The organism is Thiothrix sp. (assembly GCF_028714775.1).
GTDB lineage: Bacteria > Pseudomonadota > Gammaproteobacteria > Thiotrichales > Thiotrichaceae > Thiothrix.
The window spans coordinates 1-23991 of the sequence record NZ_JAQTLS010000028.1; the positions used below are offsets into that span (position 1 = coordinate 1).

General features: G+C 52.7%; 20 protein-coding genes and 1 pseudogene. 10 read left to right on the top strand and 11 right to left on the bottom strand.

Annotated elements, in window-relative coordinates:
* Positions 1–136 (top strand): annotated as a pseudogene (locus PHE17_RS19005) (biotin synthase); the annotation flags it as partial.
* A 31-nt stretch (positions 137–167) separates the two neighbouring features.
* Here PHE17_RS19005 and moaA read toward each other — a convergent pair.
* From moaA to PHE17_RS19060, 11 genes are all read right to left on the bottom strand, one after another.
* Entirely contained in the window at positions 168–1154 is a 987-nt protein-coding gene (gene moaA / locus PHE17_RS19010) for a GTP 3',8-cyclase MoaA (protein WP_301017494.1), read from the bottom strand.
* 7 nt (positions 1155–1161) lie between these two features.
* Positions 1162–2418 (bottom strand): gephyrin-like molybdotransferase Glp, encoded by a 1257-nt coding sequence (gene glp, locus PHE17_RS19015; protein ID WP_301017495.1) that lies wholly within the window; start codon positions 2416–2418, stop codon positions 1162–1164.
* A 98-nt stretch (positions 2419–2516) separates the two neighbouring features.
* A complete protein-coding gene (locus PHE17_RS19020) occupies positions 2517–2825 on the bottom strand; it encodes a TusE/DsrC/DsvC family sulfur relay protein (RefSeq protein WP_301017496.1) in 309 nt (102 codons plus the stop codon).
* A gap of 114 nt (positions 2826–2939) precedes the next feature.
* Positions 2940–3635, bottom strand: coding sequence for a respiratory nitrate reductase subunit gamma (gene narI / locus PHE17_RS19025; protein WP_301017497.1), 696 nt, complete (start codon positions 3633–3635; stop codon positions 2940–2942).
* A gap of 16 nt (positions 3636–3651) precedes the next feature.
* On the bottom strand, positions 3652–4170 hold the full coding sequence (gene narJ, locus PHE17_RS19030) for a nitrate reductase molybdenum cofactor assembly chaperone (protein ID WP_301017498.1): 519 nt from the start codon (positions 4168–4170) through the stop codon (positions 3652–3654).
* Positions 4171–4180: 10 nt separating this feature from the next.
* Positions 4181–5731 carry a nitrate reductase subunit beta gene (gene narH / locus PHE17_RS19035; RefSeq protein WP_301017499.1) on the bottom strand — a complete coding sequence of 517 codons (1551 nt, stop codon included), beginning with the start codon at positions 5729–5731 and terminating at the stop codon, positions 4181–4183.
* A gap of 10 nt (positions 5732–5741) precedes the next feature.
* Entirely contained in the window at positions 5742–9500 is a 3759-nt protein-coding gene (locus tag PHE17_RS19040) for a nitrate reductase subunit alpha (protein WP_301017500.1), read from the bottom strand.
* A gap of 5 nt (positions 9501–9505) precedes the next feature.
* Positions 9506–9898 (bottom strand): TusE/DsrC/DsvC family sulfur relay protein, encoded by a 393-nt coding sequence (locus PHE17_RS19045; protein WP_301017501.1) that lies wholly within the window; start codon positions 9896–9898, stop codon positions 9506–9508.
* A 24-nt stretch (positions 9899–9922) separates the two neighbouring features.
* On the bottom strand, positions 9923–10129 hold the full coding sequence (locus PHE17_RS19050) for a hypothetical protein (protein WP_301017502.1): 207 nt from the start codon (positions 10127–10129) through the stop codon (positions 9923–9925).
* Positions 10130–10131: 2 nt separating this feature from the next.
* The gene (locus PHE17_RS19055; protein WP_301017503.1) at positions 10132–11841 is read right to left on the bottom strand and encodes a hypothetical protein; all 1710 of its coding nucleotides are present in this window, start codon (positions 11839–11841) and stop codon (positions 10132–10134) included.
* 51 nt (positions 11842–11892) lie between these two features.
* On the bottom strand, positions 11893–13158 hold the full coding sequence (locus tag PHE17_RS19060) for a nitrate/nitrite transporter (protein ID WP_301017504.1): 1266 nt from the start codon (positions 13156–13158) through the stop codon (positions 11893–11895).
* Between the two features lie 321 nt (positions 13159–13479).
* Here PHE17_RS19060 and PHE17_RS19065 point away from each other — a divergent pair, with 321 nt between their 5' ends.
* From PHE17_RS19065 to PHE17_RS19105, 9 genes are all read left to right on the top strand, one after another.
* Complete coding sequence (locus tag PHE17_RS19065; protein ID WP_301017505.1) at positions 13480–15363, top strand: histidine kinase; 1884 nt, start codon at positions 13480–13482, stop codon at positions 15361–15363.
* Positions 15353–16000 (top strand): two-component system response regulator NarL, encoded by a 648-nt coding sequence (narL, locus tag PHE17_RS19070; RefSeq protein ID WP_301017506.1) that lies wholly within the window; start codon positions 15353–15355, stop codon positions 15998–16000. Before PHE17_RS19065 ends, narL begins: the two co-directional genes overlap by 11 nt.
* A gap of 99 nt (positions 16001–16099) precedes the next feature.
* A complete protein-coding gene (locus PHE17_RS19075) occupies positions 16100–16534 on the top strand; it encodes a cytochrome c (protein ID WP_301017507.1) in 435 nt (144 codons plus the stop codon).
* A gap of 12 nt (positions 16535–16546) precedes the next feature.
* Positions 16547–17920, top strand: a complete 1374-nt coding sequence (locus tag PHE17_RS19080; RefSeq protein WP_301017508.1) for a cbb3-type cytochrome c oxidase subunit I — start codon at positions 16547–16549, stop codon at positions 17918–17920.
* A 119-nt stretch (positions 17921–18039) separates the two neighbouring features.
* Complete coding sequence (locus tag PHE17_RS19085; RefSeq protein ID WP_301017509.1) at positions 18040–18759, top strand: glutamine amidotransferase; 720 nt, start codon at positions 18040–18042, stop codon at positions 18757–18759.
* A gap of 69 nt (positions 18760–18828) precedes the next feature.
* On the top strand, positions 18829–19776 hold the full coding sequence (locus tag PHE17_RS19090) for a 4Fe-4S binding protein (RefSeq protein ID WP_301017510.1): 948 nt from the start codon (positions 18829–18831) through the stop codon (positions 19774–19776).
* Positions 19773–20984 (top strand): NnrS family protein, encoded by a 1212-nt coding sequence (locus PHE17_RS19095; protein WP_301017511.1) that lies wholly within the window; start codon positions 19773–19775, stop codon positions 20982–20984. Before PHE17_RS19090 ends, PHE17_RS19095 begins: the two co-directional genes overlap by 4 nt.
* Positions 20985–21129: 145 nt before the next feature.
* Entirely contained in the window at positions 21130–23550 is a 2421-nt protein-coding gene (gene nosZ / locus PHE17_RS19100) for a Sec-dependent nitrous-oxide reductase (RefSeq protein WP_301017512.1), read from the top strand.
* Positions 23551–23662: 112 nt separating this feature from the next.
* Positions 23663–23986, top strand: coding sequence for a c-type cytochrome (locus tag PHE17_RS19105; RefSeq protein WP_301017513.1), 324 nt, complete (start codon positions 23663–23665; stop codon positions 23984–23986).
* Positions 23987–23991 lie beyond the last annotated feature (5 nt).

Below are 23991 nucleotides of genomic sequence, written 5' to 3' on the forward strand. Positions count from 1 at the left end.
ATGGTGTTTTTTTGCAGGGGCAAATTCAATTTTCTATGGTGAACGATTGCTGACAACTGATAATCCATCTGAGGAAGGGGATCAGCAACTGTTTGCAAGGTTGGGACTCCAAGTAGAGGCTATGCCTCATCACTAGGAGTACCGCTCATAGTCCTGATGCGGTATTTCTAGCCGCCAGTCATCGACATAAAACGCATTACTTGTGAATGCCCGTTATTGAAAACATGCTGGAGTGGTTTCAATGCCAATGCTTGTTGGATAGTCGCTTGTAATTCCCTGTCACTGATCCCGGCGCGTAGTAGTGGACGCAGCGCAACACTGTGTTCATGACCTAAGCACAAGTACAGTGTGCCATCCACTCCCAGCCTGACCCGGTTGCAGGTTTCACAAAAATGCTGCGAAATCGGGGTAATGAAACCAATCCGCAAGCCAGTATTTCCAATCGTGAAATACTGCGCTGGCCCACCTCCGTCCATAATTGACGGCAGTAAGTTGTAGCGTTCCGCCAAGCGTGCCTTGACAGTTTGTAAGCTAAGGTAGTGGGAATCGCTGGTGCTGCGCCCAGTTTCTCCCATGGGCATGGTTTCGATGAAACGCAGGGTGAAGCGGTGTTCCAGACAAAATTCCACCATATCCAGCACTTCGTCATCATTGATACCCTTCATCACCACCATATTGAGCTTAATAGGAGCAAACCCGGCAGCTTTGGCAGCCATCAGGCCATCCATGATTTTACCCAATTTACCTTTGGTGATGAGTTGGAAACGCCGTGGCTGCAAGCTGTCTAAACTGACGTTGAGGCGTGTTATCCCTGCCTGCTTGAGGGTTTGGGCATCCTGTGCAAGGCGGTTGGCATTAGTACTTAGCGAAAGGTCGGTAATGCCCGGAAGGGCAGAGAGGCGACCAGCCAGTTCGGGCAAGCCTTTGCGCACCAGTGGCTCACCGCCAGTTAAGCGGATGCGGCTGACCCCCAACGTGGCAAAAGCTCCCGTAACCCGCTCAATTTCATCGAAAGTCAGCCAGTTATCCGGCACTGTATAATCGTGGAAGTGTTCTGGCATACAGTAGAAGCAGCGTAAGTCACAGCGGTCAGTGACCGATACCCGTAAATAGCTGATAGTACGTCCAAATGGGTCAACCAATCCCTTGCCCATAAATACCTCACAATAATTCCCTAAATGGAATGATACTAATGGTAGAGCCTGTTTCAAGATTTCCCATAAGCAGCGGCAGCACGATAAAGCAATTTGCCATACTCATAGAACGCAGGATGTGTGAACCCTGCATCCCGGTACTGCTGACTCGCCATTGTCCTTGCCCATCCAGATGGCAAATACCGCGCTGGTAGTCTTTTCTGCCCGGTGTTTTGTAGATTGGTGTATCGCAAATGGCTTGGTATTCCGGCAAATCTGTCACGGATTCCCCACGTAATTTCAAAATGGCAGACCGGGCAAATAGCAGGAAGGTTGCCATCACTGATACGGGGTTACCCGGTAATCCAAAGAACAGGCAATGGGCATTGAGTTTGCCAAATGCCAAGGGCTTGCCCGGTTTGACAGCAATTTTCCAGAAATCCACCGTGCCTGTTGTACGTAAAGTATCGGTTACATAATCTGCGTCACCCACGGATACGCCACCACTGGTAATCACTACATCAGCAAGCTGGCTGGCTCGTGTGAATGCACTTTCTACTGCCTGTGGCTGGTCAGGAATTACACCCATGTCTAGGATGTCTACTTCTAATTTACTGAGCATCCCGTACAGGGTGTAGCGGTTGCTGTCATAAACATCGCCTGGTTGCAGGGTCTCGCCAATACCTTTGAGTTCATCACCAGTGGAAAAAAAGGCAATGCGTGGGCGGCGCAATACATCCACTTCACCAATCCCTTGTGAAGCCAATAGGCCAAGGTCAGCCGCATTCAGTTTTCGCCCAGCAGGTAGCAGGGTAGTTTGTGCACGAAGGTCTTCCCCCGGATGGCGGACATTTGCGCCGGGCTTGGGGATACGTTGCAGGGTAATCAGATCACCTTCATGGGATACATGCTCCTGCATGATCACAGTATCAGCATCTGTAGGTACAATAGCCCCCGTCATGATGCGTACACATTGCCCTATATCCAGCGTATCGTGGAACGGATGTCCCGCCAACGATACACCGGCCACGTAGAATGCTGCGTGGATGTCAGTATCAATATGGCGGAAGGCGTAACCATCCATTGCTGAATTGCGGTGGGAGGGTACGTCCTGCCGTACCTGTACTTCACAAGCAAGGATACGTCCCAAACTCTGCCGTAAATCTACCCGCTCGGTAGCTACCAATGGCTGGATACTTTGCAAAATATGAGTTTGAGCTTCTTCCACGCTGCGCATGTGCTGTTCGGTGTTGTCATTACAGTAAGCTGAATCAGATTTCGGCATAAATTATCTCCAAAATAAAAAACGGGCGGTATCGCTACCGCCCGCCCCTCTCAGCCAGTGGCTTACTTCCGGCTGCTTACGGAGGGTGTAACTAAATTTCAGTGTTCGCCCTTGGTGCGGCGCACACCCGCCAGCCGGTTGCCCTGCTTTTGCGGCCCGCCCTTGGGGAAGATTTCATGCAGGTAATGGTTATTACCCTTTTCTTCCCCCCACGCATGGCGGAAATGCTTGAGCATGTCACGCACCGGGGCTTGCACCCCGTGTTCGTGCTGGTAATCGCGGATGAAATGGATCACTTGCCAATGCTCATCAGTCAGTTCCAAGCCTTCCTTGGCGGCGAGGGCTTCGACGAAACCCTCGCTCCAAGCGTCCATGTCTTGGATGTAACCTTCTTGGTCGATCAGCACTTCCTTGCCTCCACCATCACCGACAGGTTGTAGATGGCGTAAGGGTTGGTGTGCATCTTGGCTTTGATTTCCTAGGTAATTTGCACGGTCATGATGTGTATCACCTTAAGTCAATTACAGGCCGCGTTTGGTGCGCACAATCTGGTAAGCACGGAACAGGTACGGGATGGGGGCACTCCACACATGCACCAGCCGGGTGAACGGGAAGAACAGGAACACTGACATCCCGAAGAACACATGAACCTTGTAAACGGTGTCCACATTGCGGATCAGTTCCGGTTCGGGTTGCAGGATCAAGATGCTACGAATCCACTCACCCAACACCAACATGGTGGTGGCATTACCACCCACGGCATGACCGATGGAGAACGGGATAGTCAATAAGCCAAAGCAGGCGGTAATCACCAACCAACCGAGGATATTGATGTCCATCCAGCGGCTGGCAGCACGCACACGCGGGTTAAACATGCGCCGATGCCACAGCATTGCGCCACCCGCAACCACTGCGCCACCAAACACCAAACCCGCCAAGATCGCAATCCACTGGTGGGCGATGTCGGAAATACCCAACCCAACCCACAAGCCATGCGGGAACACCATCCCGGCGATATGCCCAAAGAAAATTCCCAGTATCCCCACATGGAACAAATTGCTCATCAGGCGCATGTTCTGTTTGGACAGCAACTGGCTGGAATCACTTTTCCACGTGTATTGCTCATGGTCGAAACGTATCCAGCTTCCCAGCAGGAACACCACGGTGGCGATGTAGGGGAATACCCCGTACAAAAACGTATGCAGATCAAAGTTCATCAGGTCATTCCTCCCTTCAGGCCGCTTTTGCAGTAACAAGCTGGCTGCGTTGTTCAATCAGGCGGATCAGCGGCGCGTAGGGGCTTTCCACCTTCTCCAGATTCAGGGCAAGCTGGCTGAACACCTTGGCCCATTGGCTCAGGAATACCTTGGCCTCCACCCGGCTCAATTGGTCGGCAAATTCCAGCACCAGCGGCAGGAAGTCTGGCAACTCGTTGGAATCGTTCGCCGCGAGTTCTAGGCCGTATTCCTTGTAGAATTCGCTCAGGTCAATCAGTGCTGGCCCCCGGTTTTTGTCATCCCCAAACAGGTGATGGGTCAGGTGTAAGGCATTGTCAGGAACCATGTCGAAAGTGCGCACGTATAAGGCTTGCCATTCGGTCATATCCTCCCAGTGCAGGTGGGCAAGGAAGTTGCCCACGACTTTGCGTTCCCCTTCCGGCAGGTTGTCCAGTTGCGCCCAGATTTCCGGCAGTGCGGCCTGTAATTCGGCAGTGGGGTAATCCAGCAACCTTGCGAGTAAACGGTAAAACATGGCTTGCCTCCTATGGCTTCATCTTCGCGAGGGGTTGGATAACGCAGACTTCCACTGTTTCCTTGCGCCGTTCCGGGAACAAGGAGGTTTTGGAAATGCCTGCGGAAGAGTCATTGCCGAAGGTAAAACCGTTCTGCCCCTGGAAGGCGTAGAAGTCTTCCAGCCGCACTTCCTCATGCCCGGTGGGGATGACGAAACGGTCTTCGTAATTGGCAATCGCTAGGTAACGGTACATTTCCTTGGCCTGATCTTCGGTAATCCCGGCTTTGTCGAGGGCGCGGGTATCGGCAATGCCTTCCACATGCACGGAACGCTGGTAACTGCGCATCGCAATCAGGCGGTTCAGGGCGCTTTCCACCGGGGCGGTTTTGCCTGCGGTGAGTAAGTTGGCAAGGTACTGGATCGGGGTACGCATCGTGCCAGCCAACGGAATTGCACCATCGGGGCCGACGGGCAAATTGCCTTGGTCGATCTGGGATTGCACCGGGGAAAGTGGCGGTACATACCACACCATCGGCAAGGTGCGGAATTCAGGGTGCATCGGGAACGCAATCTTCCAGTCAATCGCCATCTTGTAGATCGGCGACTTTTGCGCGGCGATAATCCAGTCTTCGTTGATGCCTTCGGCGCGTGCTGCTGCAATCACTGCCGGGTCGTTGGGGTCGAGGAAAATGTTACACTGGGCTTCGTACAAGTCCTGCTCGTTCTGGGTACTCGCCAGCGTTTCGATCTTGTCGGCGTCGTACAGCATGATACCGTTGTAACGGATACGCCCGACGCAGGATTCGGAACACACGGTCGGCATCCCGGATTCCACCCGTGGGTAGCAACCGATGCACTTTTCAGCTTTGCCGGATTCCCAGTTGTAAAACACCTTTTTGTACGGGCAGGAGGAAATGCACATCCGCCAGCCCCGGCATTTGTCCTGATCCACCAGCACGATACCGTCTTCCTCGCGCTTGTAGATCGAACCGGATGGGCAAGCCGCCACACACGCAGGGTTTAGGCAGTGGTTGCAGATGCGCGGCAGATACATATGGAACGTGTTCTCGAACTGGCTGTACATCTCTTTCTGGATGCCATCCATGTCCACATCCATGCTGCGCTTGGAATACTCGCCTGCGAGGTCATCTTCCCAGTTTGGCCCCCAATGGATTTTTTCCATCGTCTCACCCGTAATCTGCGATTGCGGGCGGGCGGTCGGGGTCGCTTCCAGCAACGGCGCGTTCTGCAAATGCGCGTAGTTGTAGGTGAACGGCTCGTAGTAGTCGTCAATTTCTGGCATATCCGGGTTGGCGAAAATGTTCAGCAGTTTGGATTTGCGGTCGCCGGATTTCAGCTCCAGCTTGCCGCCTTTAAGTTCCCAGCCACCTTTCCACTGGTTCTGGTCTGCCCAGTTTTTGGGGTAGCCGATGCCCGGTTTGGATTCGACGTTGTTGAACCAGGCGTATTCCACGCCCTTACGGTTCGTCCACACGTTCTTGCAGGTCACGGAACAGGTGTGGCAACCGATGCACTTGTCCAAGTTGAAGACGAATGCGAATTGTGCTCTTACTTTCATGTAAATCTCCTCACTTGCTGCCGATGCCATTGGGGTTGCGTTGCGCTTCGCGGGCTGGGGTGAGCGGGCGTTCCAGCCAGTCCACATCTTTGTCCGCGATCTTGTGCAAGGCCACCATCGTGTCGCGTTGGCAACCGACCGTGCCGTAATAGTTGAAGCTGTACGCCAACTGCGCGTAACCACCGATCATATTGGTCGGCTTGACCAGCACGCGGGTCACGGAGTTCAGGATACCGCCGCGTTTGCCAGTGGAAGGCGAACCCGGTACGTTGATGTTCTTCTCCTGTGCGTGGTACATCATCGCCATCCCGCGTGGGATACGCTGCGAAACGATTACCCGTGCAACGGTCGCGCCGTTGTGGTTGACCGCTTCGATCCAGTCGTTGTCTTCCAGCCCGATACTCTTGGCATCGTCTTCGGATACCCACACGTAAGGCCCACCCCGACCCAAGGTCAGCATCCGCAGGTTGTCCTGATAGCTGGAGTGGATGCCCCATTTGGAGTGCGGGGTAATCCAGTTCAGGCTCAGGTGCGGCTTGTTGAGGACAGCAGCAGGCAGACCCTTGAGTTCGCCCAAATCCACCATCGGCTTGTAGGTACAGAAACCTTCACCGAAATCCAGCATCCATTCATGGTCTTGGTAGAAATGCGCCCGTCCGGTCAGGGTACGGAACGGGATGTGTTCGTGGATATTGGTGTAACCAGCGGTGTAAGACACGTGTTCGGACTCAATCCCCGACCACGTAGGTGCGGTGATGATCTTGCGCGGCTGGGCTTGGATGTCGCGGAAGGTGATCTTGTCCTCGTGCCGTCCGGCGTACAGGTGATGATGGTCAATGCCGGTCTTTTTCGACATCGCTGACCATGCCTTGTGCGCCACTTCACCGTTGGTTTCCGGTGCCATGCGCATCACGGAATCACACACGTAGATGTCTTCTTCCAAGGAAGGCATCCCGAAGGAAACACCCGGCTCTTTCACCGTGTAATTGCACTTCTTCAGCTCTTCGTATTCCTGTTCGGTGTTCCAGTCCACGCCCTTGATGGTGTTGCCGAGCTTGACCATCAAGGGCCCTAGGGCGATGTACTTTTTGTAGGTGTCACCAAAATTGCGCTCGACCACTTTCAGGATCGGCATGGTCTTGCCGGGAATGGGGGCAACGCCGTCACGCTTCCAGTCCACCACTTGACCAAACGGTTGCGCCAGTTCCATTGGGGAATCGTGCTGCATCGGCAGGGCTACCACGTCCTTGCGTGTACCCAAGTGCTTTTCTGCCAGTGGCGAGAAAGTCTTGGCAATCGACTTGAAGATTTGCCAGTCGGACTTGGATTCCCAACCCGGTGATACCGCTTCTGCCAATGGGTGGATGAAGGGGTGCATATCCGTAGTATTGAGGTCGTTTTTCTCATACCACGTCGCGGTCGGCAGGATAATGTCGGAGTAAGCCCCAGTGGAATTGAGGCGGAAGTTAATGTCCACCATCAGGTCGAGCTTGCCGATGGGCGCATCTTCGTGCCATTTCACTTCCTTGTTGCCGCGCCCCGCGCCGCTTTCTTGCAGTACGCCATTTTGCGCACCCAGCAGGTGTTTGAGGAAGTATTCATGGCCTTTGGCGGAAGTCCCAATTAGGTTGGCACGCCACACGAACAGGTTGCGCGGCCAGTTGACCGGGTTATCCACGTCGGCGAAGGCCACATCCAGCGAGCCGTCTTGCAGCTTGCCGACAATGTGCTTGCCGATGCTGGCTTCATCCGTTGCCCCGGCTTTTTCAGCTTCAGCGACCAGTTCCAGCGGGTTCATGTTCCAGTGCGGAGCGGTTGGTAGCCAGCCCATGCGCGAGGCGGCAACGTTGTAATCTGCCAGTGAGTAGCCCTTGTTCTTGGCTTTCCCAGCAGGTGTCAACAGCGTGTCAGCATCAAGGGTTTCGTAACGCCACTGGTCAGTGTGGAAATACCAGTACGAAGTGGAGTTCATGTGGCGTGGCGGACGCTGCCAGTCGAGTGCGAAGGCAATTGGTGCCCAGCCTGCTTGTGGACGCAGCTTTTCCTGCCCGACGTAATGCGCCCAACCACCACCGGATTGCCCGACGCAGCCGCACATGTGCAGCAGGTTCATGATCGAACGGTAAGCGAGGTCGTTGTGATACCAGTGGTTGATCGCCGCACCCATGATGACCATCGACTTGCCTTTGGTTTTGGAGGCGTTGTAGGCAAACTCGCGCCCAGTGCGCTCAATGTCCGCCGCTTTCACGCCAGTGACTTTTGCCGCCCACGCGGGGGTGTAAGCTACACTGTCATCCGCGTAATCGGTGGCAACGTTATCACCACCCAAGCCCCGGTCGATGCCGTACTGGGCAATTTGCAGGTCGAACACCGAAGCCACCAGCGCGGTTTCACCATTCGCCAGTGTTACCTTACGCACGGGTACATTGCGGAACAGTAGGTCAGGTTCGTCATGGTTGAAGTGCGGGAAGCCAACGGAAACGATGTCGTCTTTGCTGCCAATGCAAGTCAGTTCAGCTTGGATGTCGCTTTGGTCAGCGGCATTTTTCGGCAACAGATTCCACTTGCCTTCCTCACCCCAGCGGAAACCAATCGAGCCGTTAGGGGCAACAAATGCCCCACTTTTGGCATCATAGACGATGGTTTTCCAGTCAGGGTTATTGGTTTCACCCAATGCGCCGTCGAAATCGGAAGCGCGTAACAGGCGGTCAGTGACAAAGGTTTGTTTGTCATGCTGGCGCAACATCACCTGCATCGGCAGGTCGGTGTAGGTGCGGGCGTATTCTTGGAAGTACGGGTCTTGATTGTTGATGTAGAACTCTTTCAGTGCTACATGACCCATTGCGAGGAACGCAGCCGCATCCGTGCCTTGGCGTACTGGCATCCATAAGTCGGCGGCTTTGACGTATTCGGCATAGTCAGGAGCCATTGAGACGATCTTCGCACCCTTGTAACGCACCTCGAAAGCAAAATGCGCATCCGGGGTCCGGGTCATCGGCAGGTTTGCGCCCGCAATGATGATGTAAGTGGAGTTGTACCAATCGGCTGATTCCGGTACGTCGGTTTGTTCGCCCCAAGTCTGCGGGGAAGCCGCTGGTAAATCGCAATACCAGTCGTAAAAAGAACCGCAAGCTCCTCCTATGAGGGATAAATAGCGGGAGCCTGCGGCGTAGGAAATCATCGACATGGCAGGAATGGGGGAGAAGCCGTAAATCCGGTCTGGCCCCCATTTCTTGATGGTGTGGACATTGGCGGCAGCAATGATTTCGGTCATCTCCTCCCACGTTGCCCGCACGAAACCGCCCAAGCCGCGCACTGCCACATATTTCTGGCGTTTGTTTTCATCAGCTTGAATGCTTGCCCACGCTTCCACGGGGTCTTTGCCCAGCTTACGTTCAGCGCGGTACAAATCCAGCAAACGACCCCGGATCAGGGGGTATTTGATGCGGTGCGGGCTGTACAGATACCACGAAAACGAAGCCCCGCGCTGGCAGCCACGCGGTTCGTGGTTCGGCAGGTCTTCGCGGGTACGCGGGTAGTCGGTTTGCTGCATTTCAAATGCAACCAAGCCATTTTTGACGAAAATTTTCCACGAACAACCGCCCGTGCAGTTCACCCCGTGGGTGGAACGCACCACCTTGTCGTGCTGCCAGCGGTGACGGTACGAATCTTCCCATTTGCGGTCTTCGATGGTCATCACCCCGTGACCGTTAGAGAAGCTTTCCTTCGGGCGGGTGAAATACATTAAGCGGTCTAAGAAATGGCTCATGGCAATCAATGCTCCCCTTTGGTTCTACGGATACCCGCCAAGCGATTGCCCTGCTTTTGCGGGCCGCCCTTGGGGAAAATTTCGTGTAAGTAATGGTTGGTGGCGAACTCTTCACCCCATGTCTTTTTGAAATGCTTGAGCATATCGCGCACTGGGGCTTGCACCCTGTGTTCCTGATGGTAGTTACGCAGGAACTCGATGATTTCCCAATGCTCGTCGGTCAGCACCAAGCCCTCACGTTCAGCGAGGGCTTCCGCAAAACCTTCGCTCCAGTCATCCATGTTCTGGATGTAACCCTCTTGGTCGGTGAGGATGGACTTGCCATCGACCTCCACCGACAGGGTGTAAATTGCGTAAGGGTTGGTTTGCAGGTTTTCGTCGTATTGTTGAATTGCCATGTTTATCTCCTTGGACAAATCACTTTAGCGGGACATCAAGGCATAGATGCCGTAACCCGCTACCAATAGCCCAACCAGAAGGTTCAATGGTCGGGTGTTTTCCGTATATCCCTTGATGAACAGCGCGTCGATGCGGAGGGCTTCGGTGAGGTTGCTGCGGATAAATACCGCAGCAACCAACAACGCGCCGTACAGGATGCCTATTACATTAACCAGTACGTCGGGGTTCATGTTTATGCCTTGTGCAAGTCAACTTGGCGCATATGTTCCTTTTCGCGTTCGCTGAGCTTGTCCCACCATGTGCCACCCGCGTTGCCATAGTCGAAGCGTTCCGCGCCTTTGCGGGTGTAGTAGTACCAGTTCACCAAGAAGGAATAGGCGTAGAACACCGCCACCCCGATGAAGAACAGCTTGGCATTACCCGTGGCAGTGATGGCAGCACCCACCAGTGAAGTCCACACAAACGGGCCGAAAGCTGCCCAAGCCCCTGTCCAGCCGAGCATTTGTGCGCCCTTGGCAGGTGAATAAGCAAACACGATGGGGTATTGGCGGAAGGTGGCAGCGTTATTGATGCCCGTCATCAGGAAAATCCACAGCATCCCGTACAGGAAGCTTGAGAACTGCTCAGTGCCTGTTGGAGTAAGCGCACCGCTAAGCACCAGATAAACACAGCCTGCAATTTGCCCCAAGGTTGTCCAGTGCATCCCTTTACTGCCGCCAATCTTGTCGAAGAAACCACCGGACAAAGCACGCACCGCACCACCGATCAAAGGGCCAAGGTAAGCGTAAGCCAGTGGGTCGGGCGCACCGTCAAAACCACCGTAAATGGTCTTAATCATCATCGGGAAAGCGGCGGCGAAACCCGCAAATGAACCGAAGGAGCAGATGTAGGTGATGGTGCAGTTCCACGTATGGACGGCAGCGCGGTTACGCATACTCAGGATTTCAAACTGCCCCATGAAACCGCGTGACGGCACCGAGATGCTTTTCAAACCGAACACGGCAAACAGGAAAGCCACCACGAGGAATGGTATCCAGATGAAGGCAGCGTTCTGTAACCACATCCCTTTCTTGACCACATTTTTGAAAGTTACATCAGTGATAGCCCCTTCTGGGTTTTTCACCACGTCCAGCTTGACCCCTTTGGTCGTCACCACTTCAGTGATAACGCCATTCGCATCCTTCTTGACATCCGGCTTGATGGCTTTGTAGGCATCGGTTTCCTTGAAGATAACATCCTTGATGACACCGTTTTCCTTCACCACCTCAATGGAAGAGGCAAATTCTGGTTTGACCACCACATCCCTGACAATGCCCGCTTCCTTGGTCACGGTGATCGCACCCTTGACCGCATCACCCTTGGTGAACACTTGCGGGCCACCCGCTACCATACCAATTGCCGCAAAACCGATGATCCACGGTGCGACGAACTGGACGATGCTTACCCCAAAGTTACCCAAGCCTGCTTGGATACCCAATGCCAGCCCTTGTAGGCGTTTCGGGAAGAAGATACTGGTGGAAGGCATAAAGGACGAAAAGTCACCACCACCCATGCCGCACAAGAAACCGATGACCATGAATGTTTCCCATGAGGTGTTCAGGTCTTGCACGGCAAACCCCAACCAGATCATCGGGAACACCTTGATAATGGTGGAAATGCTCACCACTGGACGTGTCCCCAATACAGGGATAAAGTTGGAATGAATCAGGCGCAAAATACCCGAAGCCAAGCCTGGAATCGCCGCCAGCCAGAACAGTTCCATGGTGGTGAACTTGAAGCCAATGGCAGGCATTCGTACCACTACTGCACTCATCACGAACCAAGTCGCAAACGAGAAAATCAGTGAAAAGGTGGTGATGGCGCAGGTACGCCATGCAATGGCTTTGCCGGTTTTTTCCCAGAAATCCGGGTTTTCCGGTTCCCATTTGGGCAGTTTAGACATAAACGTATACTCCTCAATTAACTAACTTGGGTTGTGCGCGAGCCTTGCCTTTCATTCCATCGGGTCAGCAGCGGGGATACGCCTGCTTTCCCGTTCCTTGTCCAGTGGGCGTACTTCCGTCCAGTACATCCACATCAGCGACACCCATACCACCCCGAACATCAGCATGAAGGCGGAGGAACGGATACCAGTTAGGTCAACCAGCGCCCCGAACATGATTGGCATCAGGAAGCCACCCAAGCCACCTGCCAAGCCCACCACGCCGGAAATCACTCCGATGTTGTGCGGGTAATCATCCGAGATGTATTTGAAAACCGAGGCTTTGCCGATGGCGAACACCACGCCCAAGCTGAACAGGATGATGGTGAAAACTGTGGGGGTCAGGCCGAAATGGAAGGTGGAAGGGCCATTGACCGTCTGGATGGTGATGTCACTTTGCGGGTAAGACAGGAAGAACAGGCACACCAATGAAATCCACAACACCCACCAAGTGATGGTGTGTGCCCCGAATTTGTCAGAGAAATAGCCGCCGATGGCCCGCAAAATTCCGCCGGGGATGCTGAATGCGGCTGCCAGCAAGGCGGCAGTCTTGAGGTCAAAGCCGTATTCGCTGACGTAATATTTTGTCATCCACAGTGCCAGCGCCACGTAGCCGCCGAATACGATGGAATAATATTGACTGTACCGCCACACCTTGGGGTCTTTGAACGCCGCAAGCTGTTCGCGCACGGTGACAGATTTGCCAACCACATGGGTCGGGTCACTGAAGGTGAAAAACCAGAAGATGATTGCCGTGACCAGCATAAGCACCGCGTAGACTTGCGGAACCATTGTCCAGCCGTACCCCACCACAATGATGGGTGCGAGTAACTTGGTGACAGCAGCGCCAGTATTGCCCGCGCCGAAAATCCCCATCGACAGCCCTTGGCGTTCCTTAGGGAACCAGCGGGCGCAATAGGCAATGCCAACGGTGAATGAACCGCCTGCCATCCCGACGAACAAACCCGTTACCAAGAAGTGCCAGAATTGGGTTGCCTGCGAGATCATCCAGATCGGGATTACCGTGGACAGCATCAGGATGAAAAACACGATGCGCCCGCCGAATTTGTCCGTCCACATCCCCAGCGGGACACGGATCAGCGAGCCTGTCAGCACCGGGGTGGCGATCAGGATACCGAACTGGGTTTCGTTCAGCCCCAGCAGTTGTTTGATGGGAATGCCGATGACCGCGAACATCATCCAAATCATAAAGCACACTGTGAACGCCAGTGTACTCATGATAACGACCGACCAAGCTTTGTAGTTCTGCGTTGCCATAAATCACCTCATAACAAAACCATGAGTGGTTTCAAGGTGGTTTCTACGCTGTTGTAAAAACGGTTTCTAGTGGGGTAATTAGTGTTCTGGATACGCCGCATACCACTAAAGTGGTATTGGTGGTACTCAATAACATGTTGTTATTTAATGTGTTGTTGTTGTCGGTGGTGACGTGTGTCAGTTGTTTGTATCTTGAGGTGGTACACCTTTTAATTCATCAAGCTACATAAGTGGGTATCCCTATTTTCTTTAACCTTGGTTTGGCAAATACTTACATCATGCTAGGAAGCCTATTGGCTGACTCAAAATGGGAGACGAACGTTGGTAAGCCGCTTACTGTGGAGAAAGTTACAAAACTCCCTGTTGCTACGGTTGGGGGGGATGATTGCTGCTATTACTGTCTTGGCAGTAGCCAGTATGTCCACCTCTTGGATGGTGGCAGAAACCACTCAAGGTAATGGGGGGGCTATTAATATTGCCGGTAGCCTGCGAATGCAAAGTTGGCGGATGGCCTCCCTTTACCAGCGTATATTGCAGGATAATAAACCAGAACATCACCACAGTCTGGCACAGGCTATCAAACGGTTTGATGCTGACCTAACAGCAGAGTCTATCCTGTCTGTTTTGCCAAAAGATGAAACAACCCCACTGAAGTACACTTATCGGCAGGTTGAGACAGGCTGGCGTACACAGATCAAGCCTAGCCTCCAGTCTACAGATACCTATAACGCCACGGTGTTAGATGATATTTCGCTGTTCGTTGCCCATATCAATGATCTGGTCAAGCAGATTGAAGAAGCGACTGAGGCTAAAATTTTTGTCCTGCGGGTTATCCTTGGCGTTGCTGTTATTGGTACGATTCTTGTGGTTATCCTGTCAATCTATTTAGTTAACAGTATTCTGGTGAACCCCTTGCGTGGGCTATTGGGACTGACTGACCAAATCCGTCAAGGGAACCTTGCCGTGCGTACTAATTTGATGGGGGAGGATGAAATTGGGCAGTTGGGGCAAGCTTTTAACCTCATGGCAGAGGACTTGTCCAAACTCTATCACGACCTTGAAATACGGGTTGAGCAAAAAACTGCCGAACTCACCCGTAGCAACTGCTCACTGGATTTGCTGTACCGTTCTATTACCCGGCTACATGGCACGGCTCCTGACCGTGAGGTATTCCATCATGTGTTGCAAGATGCTGAAGCTGTCTTAGGTTTAGGCAATGGTACGATTTGCCTGAAAGGGGATAATGACCAACAAGGGCATGTTGTCGCCACTACCGCCAGCGACAACATCAGCCCACTGTGTCGGCACGCCAACAATTGTACAGAATGTCATGACTCCCGCGTTGTCCGTATGGATGCGCTCCCAGACGGCAGACAAATCATGAGGATGCCGCTGACTGATGCCGAAAAACGCTACGGTATGTTGGCTATCGACATTCCTCCCAACACCCATGCGGAACTTTGGCAGGTGCAATTACTGGAAGCTTTGTCGCATCACATCGGTGTTACCATCGCTTCTGAACAACGTAGTGAGCAACACCGTCGTGTCTCCCTATTGGAAGAGCGTGCTGTTATCGCCCGTGAATTGCATGATTCATTGGCACAATCCTTGGCTTACATGAAAATTCAAGTCAGTCGTTTGCGTAATGCCCTAACGCATCCCGATGATGGTGGGGAAATTGCCGCTGCGCTGGAAGAGTTGAGGGATGGACTGAACAGTTCCTATCAGCAATTACGGGAACTGCTTTCCACTTTTCGTCTGCGCATGGAAGATGCTGACCTTGGAATGGCATTGGCGCAAACGACAACCGAGTTTGCTGAGCGAGGTAGTCTCCCTGTTGAGTTGGTTGTTAATCTGGGGAGTCTCAACCTCGGCCCTAATGAAGAAATTCACTTGCTGCAAATTGTGCGCGAGGCTCTGTCCAATACCTTGAAGCACGCCCATGCGAGCCATGCTTGGGTGATACTGCAACGGCAGAATAACGGTCATGTACTGCTACGGGTGGAAGATGATGGCATAGGCATCAATAAATCTGCTGCCATGCACCATTACGGCATGGCTATTATGGATGAGCGTGCCCGTGCTTTGCGCGGCATAATCCAGTGCTTGCCACGAGTAGGGGGGGGGACTTGTGTGCAACTGGATTTCTCCCCCGTTAATGGCGACCGACCGATTCTGAATACGAGGATTTCCTATGCCGCATGAAGCACTGCAACGCCTATTAATTGTTGATGACCATCCACTATTCAGAAAAGGTGTGCGTTACCTTGTCAATATGGTTCCCAGTTTTACCATTGTCGGCGAAGCCTCCTGCGGGCAAGAGGGTATCGACATGGCGCTGTCCCTAGCCCCTGATATGATCCTGCTTGACCTGAATATGAAGGATATGAGTGGCATTGACGTACTGAAAGTGGTTAAGGCATCTGCGCTGGATGCGCGGGTTGTGATGTTGACAGTTTCCGATCAAGTCGATGATCTGGTAGCGGCCTTGCGTGCTGGGGCGGATGGCTACTTATTGAAGGAGATGGAGCCAGAAGAATTAGTGGAAAAGCTGGGGGAAGCCGCTGCTGGACGTATCACGCTGACTGAACGTTTGATTAATTTGTTAGCACATGCCATGCGCTATGATGCCAACCCCAAGACCAGCATGGAGGCTGGCTTGACCGAACAGGAGCAACGTATCCTTGAACAGGTTGCTGCTGGCAAGAGCAACAAGTTGGTGGCGAAGGAGCTAAGTATTGCCGAAGGTACGGTCAAGGTGCATATCAAGCACATACTGCGCAAGCTCAACCTGCGTTCACGGGTGGAAGCCGTAGTATGGTTTGCAGGCCAGCACAAGTAAGGGAGTAGCTCCCTTGATTCAGGTCAAGGCGGCTTCCCCCACGATTCATTTAGTCTCGACTCGTATTCCACACTTTACAAATACGGAGGGACTTATACCATGCAGGAGATATTCACCAAAAGCATGGCAAGGAACATTTACTACGGCGGCTCAACTTTTTTCATTTTGCTGTTCCTTGCCCTAACGCTCGACACGCACCAAGCTTGGCCTGCGCGTGACAACCATCAAAACCTCACTGAACAGGTTGCCGCAGGCAAGCGCCTGTGGGAGCGCAACAACTGTATCGGTTGCCATACCCTACTAGGTGAAGGTGCGTACTTTGCGCCGGAGCTGGGCAATGTCTACAAGCGTTTCGGTGGCAGTAAAGATGCCCTCAAAGCCTTCATCCGTAGCCGTCCGGTAGAGGGTGTTCCCGGTCGACGCAGTATGCCGCAATTCAATTTTACCGATGCGGAACTGGATGAAGTCGTTGAATTCCTGAAATACACCAGTGAAATCAATACCAACAACTGGCCACCAAATATTCAGGGTTAAGGAGGAACTATTATGCAATATCAATCCCAGTCGGTTGCTAAACTGTATTTTATTGCCGCTATCGGGTTATTTTTAGCGCAAATACTGTTTGGCCTTATTATGGGTCTCCAATACGTGATGGGGGATTTTCTATTCCCTGAAATTCCGTTCAATGTGGCGCGTATGGTGCATACCAATACCTTAATTGTGTGGTTGCTCATGGGGTTTATGGGTGCATCCTATTATCTCGTACCGGAAGAGTCACAACGGGAACTGTATTCACCCAAGTTGGCGGTGCTGATGTTTTGGACGTTCCTGATAGCAGCGGCACTAACCGTGGTTGGCTACTTGGCTGTCCCGTATGCAACCTTGGCGCAAATCACCGGCAATGACTTATTGCCGACTATGGGGCGTGAGTTCCTTGAACAGCCAACCATTACCAAGATAGGCATCGTCATTGTGGCATTGGCCTTTTTGTTTAACATAGGTATGACTGTACTGAGTGGGCGCAAGACCGTTGTGACCATCGTATTGCTGACAGGTTTGCTCGGCTTGGCGGTGTTCTTCCTGTTCTCGTTCTATAACCCGGACAATCTGGTCAAGGATAAGTATTACTGGTGGTGGGTTGTGCATCTGTGGGTAGAAGGTGTGTGGGAACTGATTTTGGCCTCCATCCTAGCATTCGTGCTGATTAAGACGACCGGAATTGACCGTGAAGTGGTTGAAAAATGGCTGTACATTATCATTGCCATGACCTTGATTACCGGCATCATCGGTACGGGGCACCATTTTTACTGGATTGGTACGCCGGAATACTGGCAGTGGTGGGGTTCCATTTTTTCCGCACTCGAACCTATCCCGTTCTTCATGCTGACCCTGTTTGCCTTCAATGTCATCAACAAGCGCAAGCGTGAGCATCCGAACAAGGCAGCGGTACTGTGGGCGATGGGGACGGCAGTCATGGCATTCCTTGGCGCGGGCGTGTGGGGTTTCCTGCATACTTTAGCTCCAGTGAACTACTACACCCACGGTACACAGATCACGGCAGCACACGGGCACATGGCTTTTTACGGTGCGTATGTCATGGTGGTGTTGACGATCATTTCTTATGCCGTACCGCTGATGCGTGGGCAGGAAGCGAAAAGCAATGCCAAGCAAGTGATGGAAATGTGGTCATTCTGGTTGATGACTATTTCTATCGTCTTCATCACCCTGTTCCTGACAGGTGCGGGCATCCTGCAAGTGTATTTGCAACGTTACAGCGATGCGCCGCAAGCGTTCATGATGGTGCAGGAAAAAATCAGCCTGTTCTACTGGATGCGTGAGTTTACTGGATTGGTGTTCCTCGTAGGGGCTATCCTGTTTGTGCTGAGCTTCTTGCCGGATAAGAAAGCCCAACGGGCGTAAATTTTTCGTTAACTGAGCCGCTGACTCCTTTGGTGGTAGACGTGTACTAAAAGGCGGCATTATCTTCCGGCAGGGGAATACCCTGCCGGTTTTTCTATTTTTGACCAAGGAGTTTTTCCATGCCTAGAAAAAAGGTTGTTGCCATTCGTCATGTGGCATTTGAAAATATTGGGACGCTCAAGCCTGTACTGGAAAAACGTGGTTATGAAATTCAGTATTGTGATATTGGTGTCGATTCGTTAGCGGCACTTAGTAATGCCCGCATTGGTTTGTTGGTGGTATTAGGCGCACCGATTGGCGCTTATGACGATGCCTTATTTCCTTTTTTAGGGGATGAAGTTGCACTGATCTCCCAACGCTTAGAGGAGGGATTACCTACGCTGGGCATCTGTTTGGGGGCACAATTGATGGCTCGGGCATTAGGTGCGCAAGTTAGCCCGATGTCAAAGAAAGAAATCGGCTTTGCTCCGTTGACCTTGACGGCGGCGGGTAGATACTCGGTATTGCAAAATTTGCCAGCGGATTTTCCCGTCCTACATTGGCATGGTGATCAGTTTGAGGTTCCTGCTGGCCTTGATTCATTGGCACAGACCCCCCTCTGCCCAAATCAGGCATTCAGTTTGGGCAACTATGCATTGGCCTTCCAATTTCATTTGGAAGCAGATACCCGCTGTATTGAGCAATGGTTGATCGGTCATTCGGTAGAGTTATTGAATAATGGGATTGATCTAACGCGCCTGCGCAGGCAAGCAGAACAACACGGTGAGGCACTTCGACAGGCAGGGGAGACGGTGATTGGAGCATGGTTGGATGAGCTTGATTTTGGTCAAGGCGCGTAATAGTTGCTTTCCTTAGTGTGTTACTCAACAATTGTCATGAGATTTTTTGGTTAACTTTAGGTGTTGAGTATGCAGTATTACCGCACTTTATCCCGACTGGCTTTTTTTCTGCTATTCATGCTTGCCCCGCCGCTGGATTTATTTCGCTTTGACCTGAATGCTAACCACCTATTTTTTCTAGGGGAACCGTGGCGGCTGGGTTTCACCGCACAGAGTGACAGTATGCAAATGGTGGGCAGCATTTTCTTGCGTATCTTCATGCCGATCTTTTTGGTTGTGAGTATTGGTGGCTGGATTTCATGGAAATATGGACGCTTGTACTGTGGTTGGCTTTGCCCGCATTTTGCGGTGGTGGAAATCATCAATAGTCTGATGCGACGTGCATCAGGCAAACCCAGCTTATGGGAGAAGCAAAGCTTGCCAGAACAGCAGTCGGATGGTAAGCACATTCCGCGTAATCCTTGGTATTGGCCTGTAACGGTGCTGGTGGTCGGGCTGATTTCTTTTTTCTGGGCGGTGGTGCTGCTGACTTACCTGCTGCCTCCCAAAGAAATCTACGGTAACCTGCTGTTATTTTCCTTGACCCGCAATCAAGCTATTTTTATTGGGGTGGGTACGTTGCTGTTCATCCTTGAGTTTACCTTAGCACGCCATTTGTTTTGCCGCTTTGGCTGCGCTCTTGGTGTCGCCCAAAGTTTTGTCTGGATGACGAACCGCAAGGCATTGGTGGTGGGGTTCGACAGCCCACGCGCCAAACTATGCAGTGATTGCGATGCTTCCTGCGAACACGCCTGCCCGATGCGCCTAAAACCGCGCACCATCAAGCGAAATATGTTCACCTGCACCCAGTGTCATAGCTGCATTGATGCTTGCGGAAAGGTACAAGAATATGCCAGCGGGATTTCCCTGCTGCAATGGGTACAGGGCGAATGTGCCCAAGCAGTGGCAAAGGATGCTGGGGTGGCGGCGAACCCTCCGGCAAATTGTTTTCAACATGGCAAGAAGAAGTCCCTATGATCAAATTGAATAGTAAACCGCCCGTGACGGGCAAATATGCCCTTTCCCATCTCGGTTTTCGGCCTTTTTTTCTCGCTGCCGGATTATTTGCGGTGATAGGTATGGTGTTGTGGACAGGCATTTATGGCTTTGGTTGGGGTGGTTTACATAGCGGGTATCCAACCGTTACTTGGCACGCCCATGATATGGTATTTGGCTATGCGGTGGCGGTTGCTGCGGGCTTCCTGCTGACCGCCATCAAGAATTGGACGGGGCAACAGACCTTGTACGGTTTGCCTTTGCTGGGGCTGGCGGGTGTCTGGTTGCTGGCACGTATCCTGCCTTTCACAAGCTTGCCGCTGGCGTTTACAGCATTGGCGGATACGCTGTTCTTGCTGTGGCTGCTGGCGGCAACAGGGCAGCCGATTGTCCGGGTAAAACAGTGGCAGCATATGGCTATTGTTAGTGAGGTTGCCTTATTGCTGGCAGCTAATGCATTGTTTTACCTTGGCTTGCTGGGGTATTGGCCTGCGGGGATGCAAGTGGGGCTGTATGCTGGTTTTTACACCATTCTGGCACTGGTTTTCACGATGGGGCGACGGGTTATTCCGTTTTTTATTGAGCGGGGTGTGGGTTGCCCATTTGAGGCACGTAACAACGTATGGGTAGACCGCTTCAGTATGGGGCTGTTTGTGGCCTTCGCTTTGGCAGATTTGCTGGCGTTGGGGACGGGCAGTGCTATTGCTGCTTATTGCGTTGCCGCGTTGGCACTGGGGCAAGTTGGGTTACATGGCATCCGTCTGGCAGGCTGGTATCATCCCAATATCTGGCAAAAACCATTGCTGTGGGTATTGTATCTGGGCTATGGCTGGCTGTTGTCAGGGTTCTTGTTGAAATTCCTTTCGGTGGCGGTGGGTGTTTCCCCGTGGCTGGCGGTACATGCTTTTGCCTATGGTGGTATTGCGATGATAACGGTTGGCATGATGGCGCGGGTGACGTTGGGGCATACCGGACGCAATGTATTTGACCCGCCGCGCATTGTGATCCCGGTCTTTCTGCTGCTTTTCATGGGTGCATCCATTCGGGTATTGGCTGTGTGGCTGCTTCCGCAGTTCCATACTGTCTGGATAGTGGCAGCGCAACTTTTGTGGATAGCTGCCTTTATTTTGTTCGTTTGGCAATACGGGGCAATGCTAGTTCAAGCAAGGGTTGATGGGCATTATGGTTGAGGGTTTATCACAATTTTTGGCTTGACTCAGGTCAAGGCAGGTTTTCCTGCAAAACAGCATAGTGTGTGAAATCACACACCACCACGTGTGAAATGACACATCGTATTGACGCAGGTTTCCAAAAATTGTTGAGGATAAAATTACCATGAAAGTTATACGTAAAACCATGCTGGCATCCTGCATTGCCTCGCTGGTCACACTTGCCGCCCCGGTGCAGCAAGTGTGGGCAGAAGGCAATTTGCAGGATGTCATGAAAGCACGTGGGTTAACCGAGAAAGATATTCTCGCCGCAGCCAAAACCTATACCCCTACTGGTGGGCGCGACGAATACCTTGCGTTCAGTTCTGGCGGGCAAAGCGGACAGGTGATCGTGTACGGTATCCCGTCCATGCGCATTCTCAAATACATCGGGGTATTCACCCCTGAACCGTGGCAAGGCTACGGCTTTGATGACGAATCCAAGGAAGTCCTTGCCCAAGGCAAGATCAACGGCAAGGACATCAACTACGGTGACACCCACCACCCGGCCTTCTCCGAAACCAACGGGGATTACGATGGGCGTTACCTGTTCATCAATGACAAAGCCAACCCGCGTATTGCCGTCATTGACCTGAAAGACTTCGAGACCAAGCAGATTGTGGTCAACCCTTTCATGAAATCGGCACACGGCGGCGCATTCGTCACCACCAACACCGAATACGTGATGGAAGCCAGCCAGTATGCGGCACCCTACAGCAAGGATTTCGTGCCCTTAAGCAAGTTCAACGACGAATACCGGGGGGCATTGACCTACTGGAAGTTCGATAAGGAAAAGGGGCGGATTGACCCGGAAAAGTCATTTACGTTTGAGCTTGCCCCTTACAGCCAAGACTTGTCCGATGCGGGCAAAGGGCCATCTGAAGGCTGGGGCTTCACCAACTCGTTCTGTTCCGAGCGTTATGTCGGCGGTATTGAGAAAGGCCGCCCGCCCTATGAGGCAGGTTGTTCCGCCAAGGACACCGACTTCATGCACGTCACCAACTGGAAAAAGGCTGCTGAACTGGTGGCAGCGGGCAAAGTCCCCAAAGTCAATGGCGCTTACCTGATTACCCTGAAGCAAGCGACTGAGGAAGGTTTGCTGTACCTGATCCCTGAACCCAAAAGCCCGCACGGGGTTGATGTCGTGCCAACCGGCGACAAGATTGTGGTAGGTGGCAAACTGGACAGCAATACTTGGGTATATGACTGGAAGAAAATTCAGGATGCCATTGCCAATAAGAAGTTTGAAGGCAAGGATGACTACGGTGTACCCATTATTTCGCTGCAAGACGCGCTGCACAAATCCGTGCCAGTGGGCTTGGGGCCATTGCATACCCAGTTTGACTCCAAACCGTGCGTGGCCTACACCTCCATCTACGTCGATTCGATGATCACCAAATGGGATTACTGCGAAGGCAAGGTGCTGGATCAGTTGGCCATCCACTACAACGTCGGTCACTTGATGACGATGGAAGGCGATACCGTTAGCCCGGACGGCAAGTACTTGGTTGCCCTGAACAAACTGGCGATTGACCGCTTCAACCCGGTCGGGCCGTTGCATCCACAAAACCATCAGTTGATCGACATTAGTGGCGACAAGATGCAACTGTTGTATGACATGCCCATCCCACTGGGGGAACCGCACTATGTGGCAGCGATCAAGGCTGACAAGCTCAAACCTGAAATCCGTTACAGGTCTGGCTGGAACTCACGTACAGACACAGAATCTCCCTACAAGACCCGTGCCGGTCAGGAAAAGACCGTGCGTGAAGGTACCGATGTGCATGTTTATGGCACAACCATCCGTTCCCACATCACCCCTGAAACCATTGAGGTACAGGAAGGCGATACCGTGCATATCCACCTGACCAACTTGGAGCGGGCGGAAGATGAAACCCACGGTTTTGCGATGTACGGGCAGAATGTCCAGCTTTCCCTCGAACCGGGCAAAACCTCCTCCGTTACTTTCAAGGCTGAGAAAGCGGGTGTTTACCCTTACTACTGCACCGAGTTCTGTTCCGCGCTGCACTTGGAAATGCAAGGCTATTTGTTAGTCCAGCCTAAGGGTTACGTCGCACCAGCAGGTGAAGGCGAAGTGACCGACGGCACGCAATACACCCAAGCGGACTACGACAAGCAAACCAAGACCAACGTTGAAACTCAGGCGGTTATCGACTCGGTGGTGGGCTTCATTACCAGCCACAACTACAAGGACTTCCCTGAAGTGGTGGCACTGGTTGAGGACGCAACCGACCAGCTTGGTTTCGCTAAGGATGCCAAAACCAAGGGCGAAGAGTTCGCGGCAAAAGGCGACTGGAACAAGGCAATGGGTTGGGCGAACCAGTGGTGGCAGTATCAGGTGAAAACGGCTGACATGGGCTTGCGTGCCAAGACCTTCCTTGAGGAACATGGCGCGAAAGCGGCTGATCCGGCGGCGGCTCCAGCTCCGGCGGCAGCGCCTGCACCAGCAGCGGCTCCAGCAGCAGCTCCGACAGCACCTGTGCCAGCGACTCCAGCAGCGCCCGCACCAGCTCCAGCAGCCAAGTAGGGAAATCTCCCCCTTGATTTGAGTCAAGGCGGGAATATAAGTAATAGTTGATAAAGGGGGCAGTCTACCTGCCCCTTACTTTTGGGCTAACCCAATTCGAGGAGAACCGTTCATGTTCAAGTTTACCAAAACCGCTTTGCTGACAGCCGTGGCACTGACAGCCTTTTCCAGCGGAGCGTTGCAAGCAGCCGATGGCGCAGCACTGTACACCGCCAAAACCTGCGTTGCCTGTCACGGTGCGGATGCCAAAACCCCGATCCTGCCCGCTTACCCCAAAATTGCGGGGCAAAATGAAACTTACGTCCTGCAACAGTTGAAAGACATCAAGTCCGGGACGCGCAGCAATGGCATGTCAGCAGCGATGAAAGCGGTCATGGCGACTGTTTCCGATGAAGAAATGGCAGCCTTGGCAACGTATGTTGCTGGCTTGAAGTAATACGG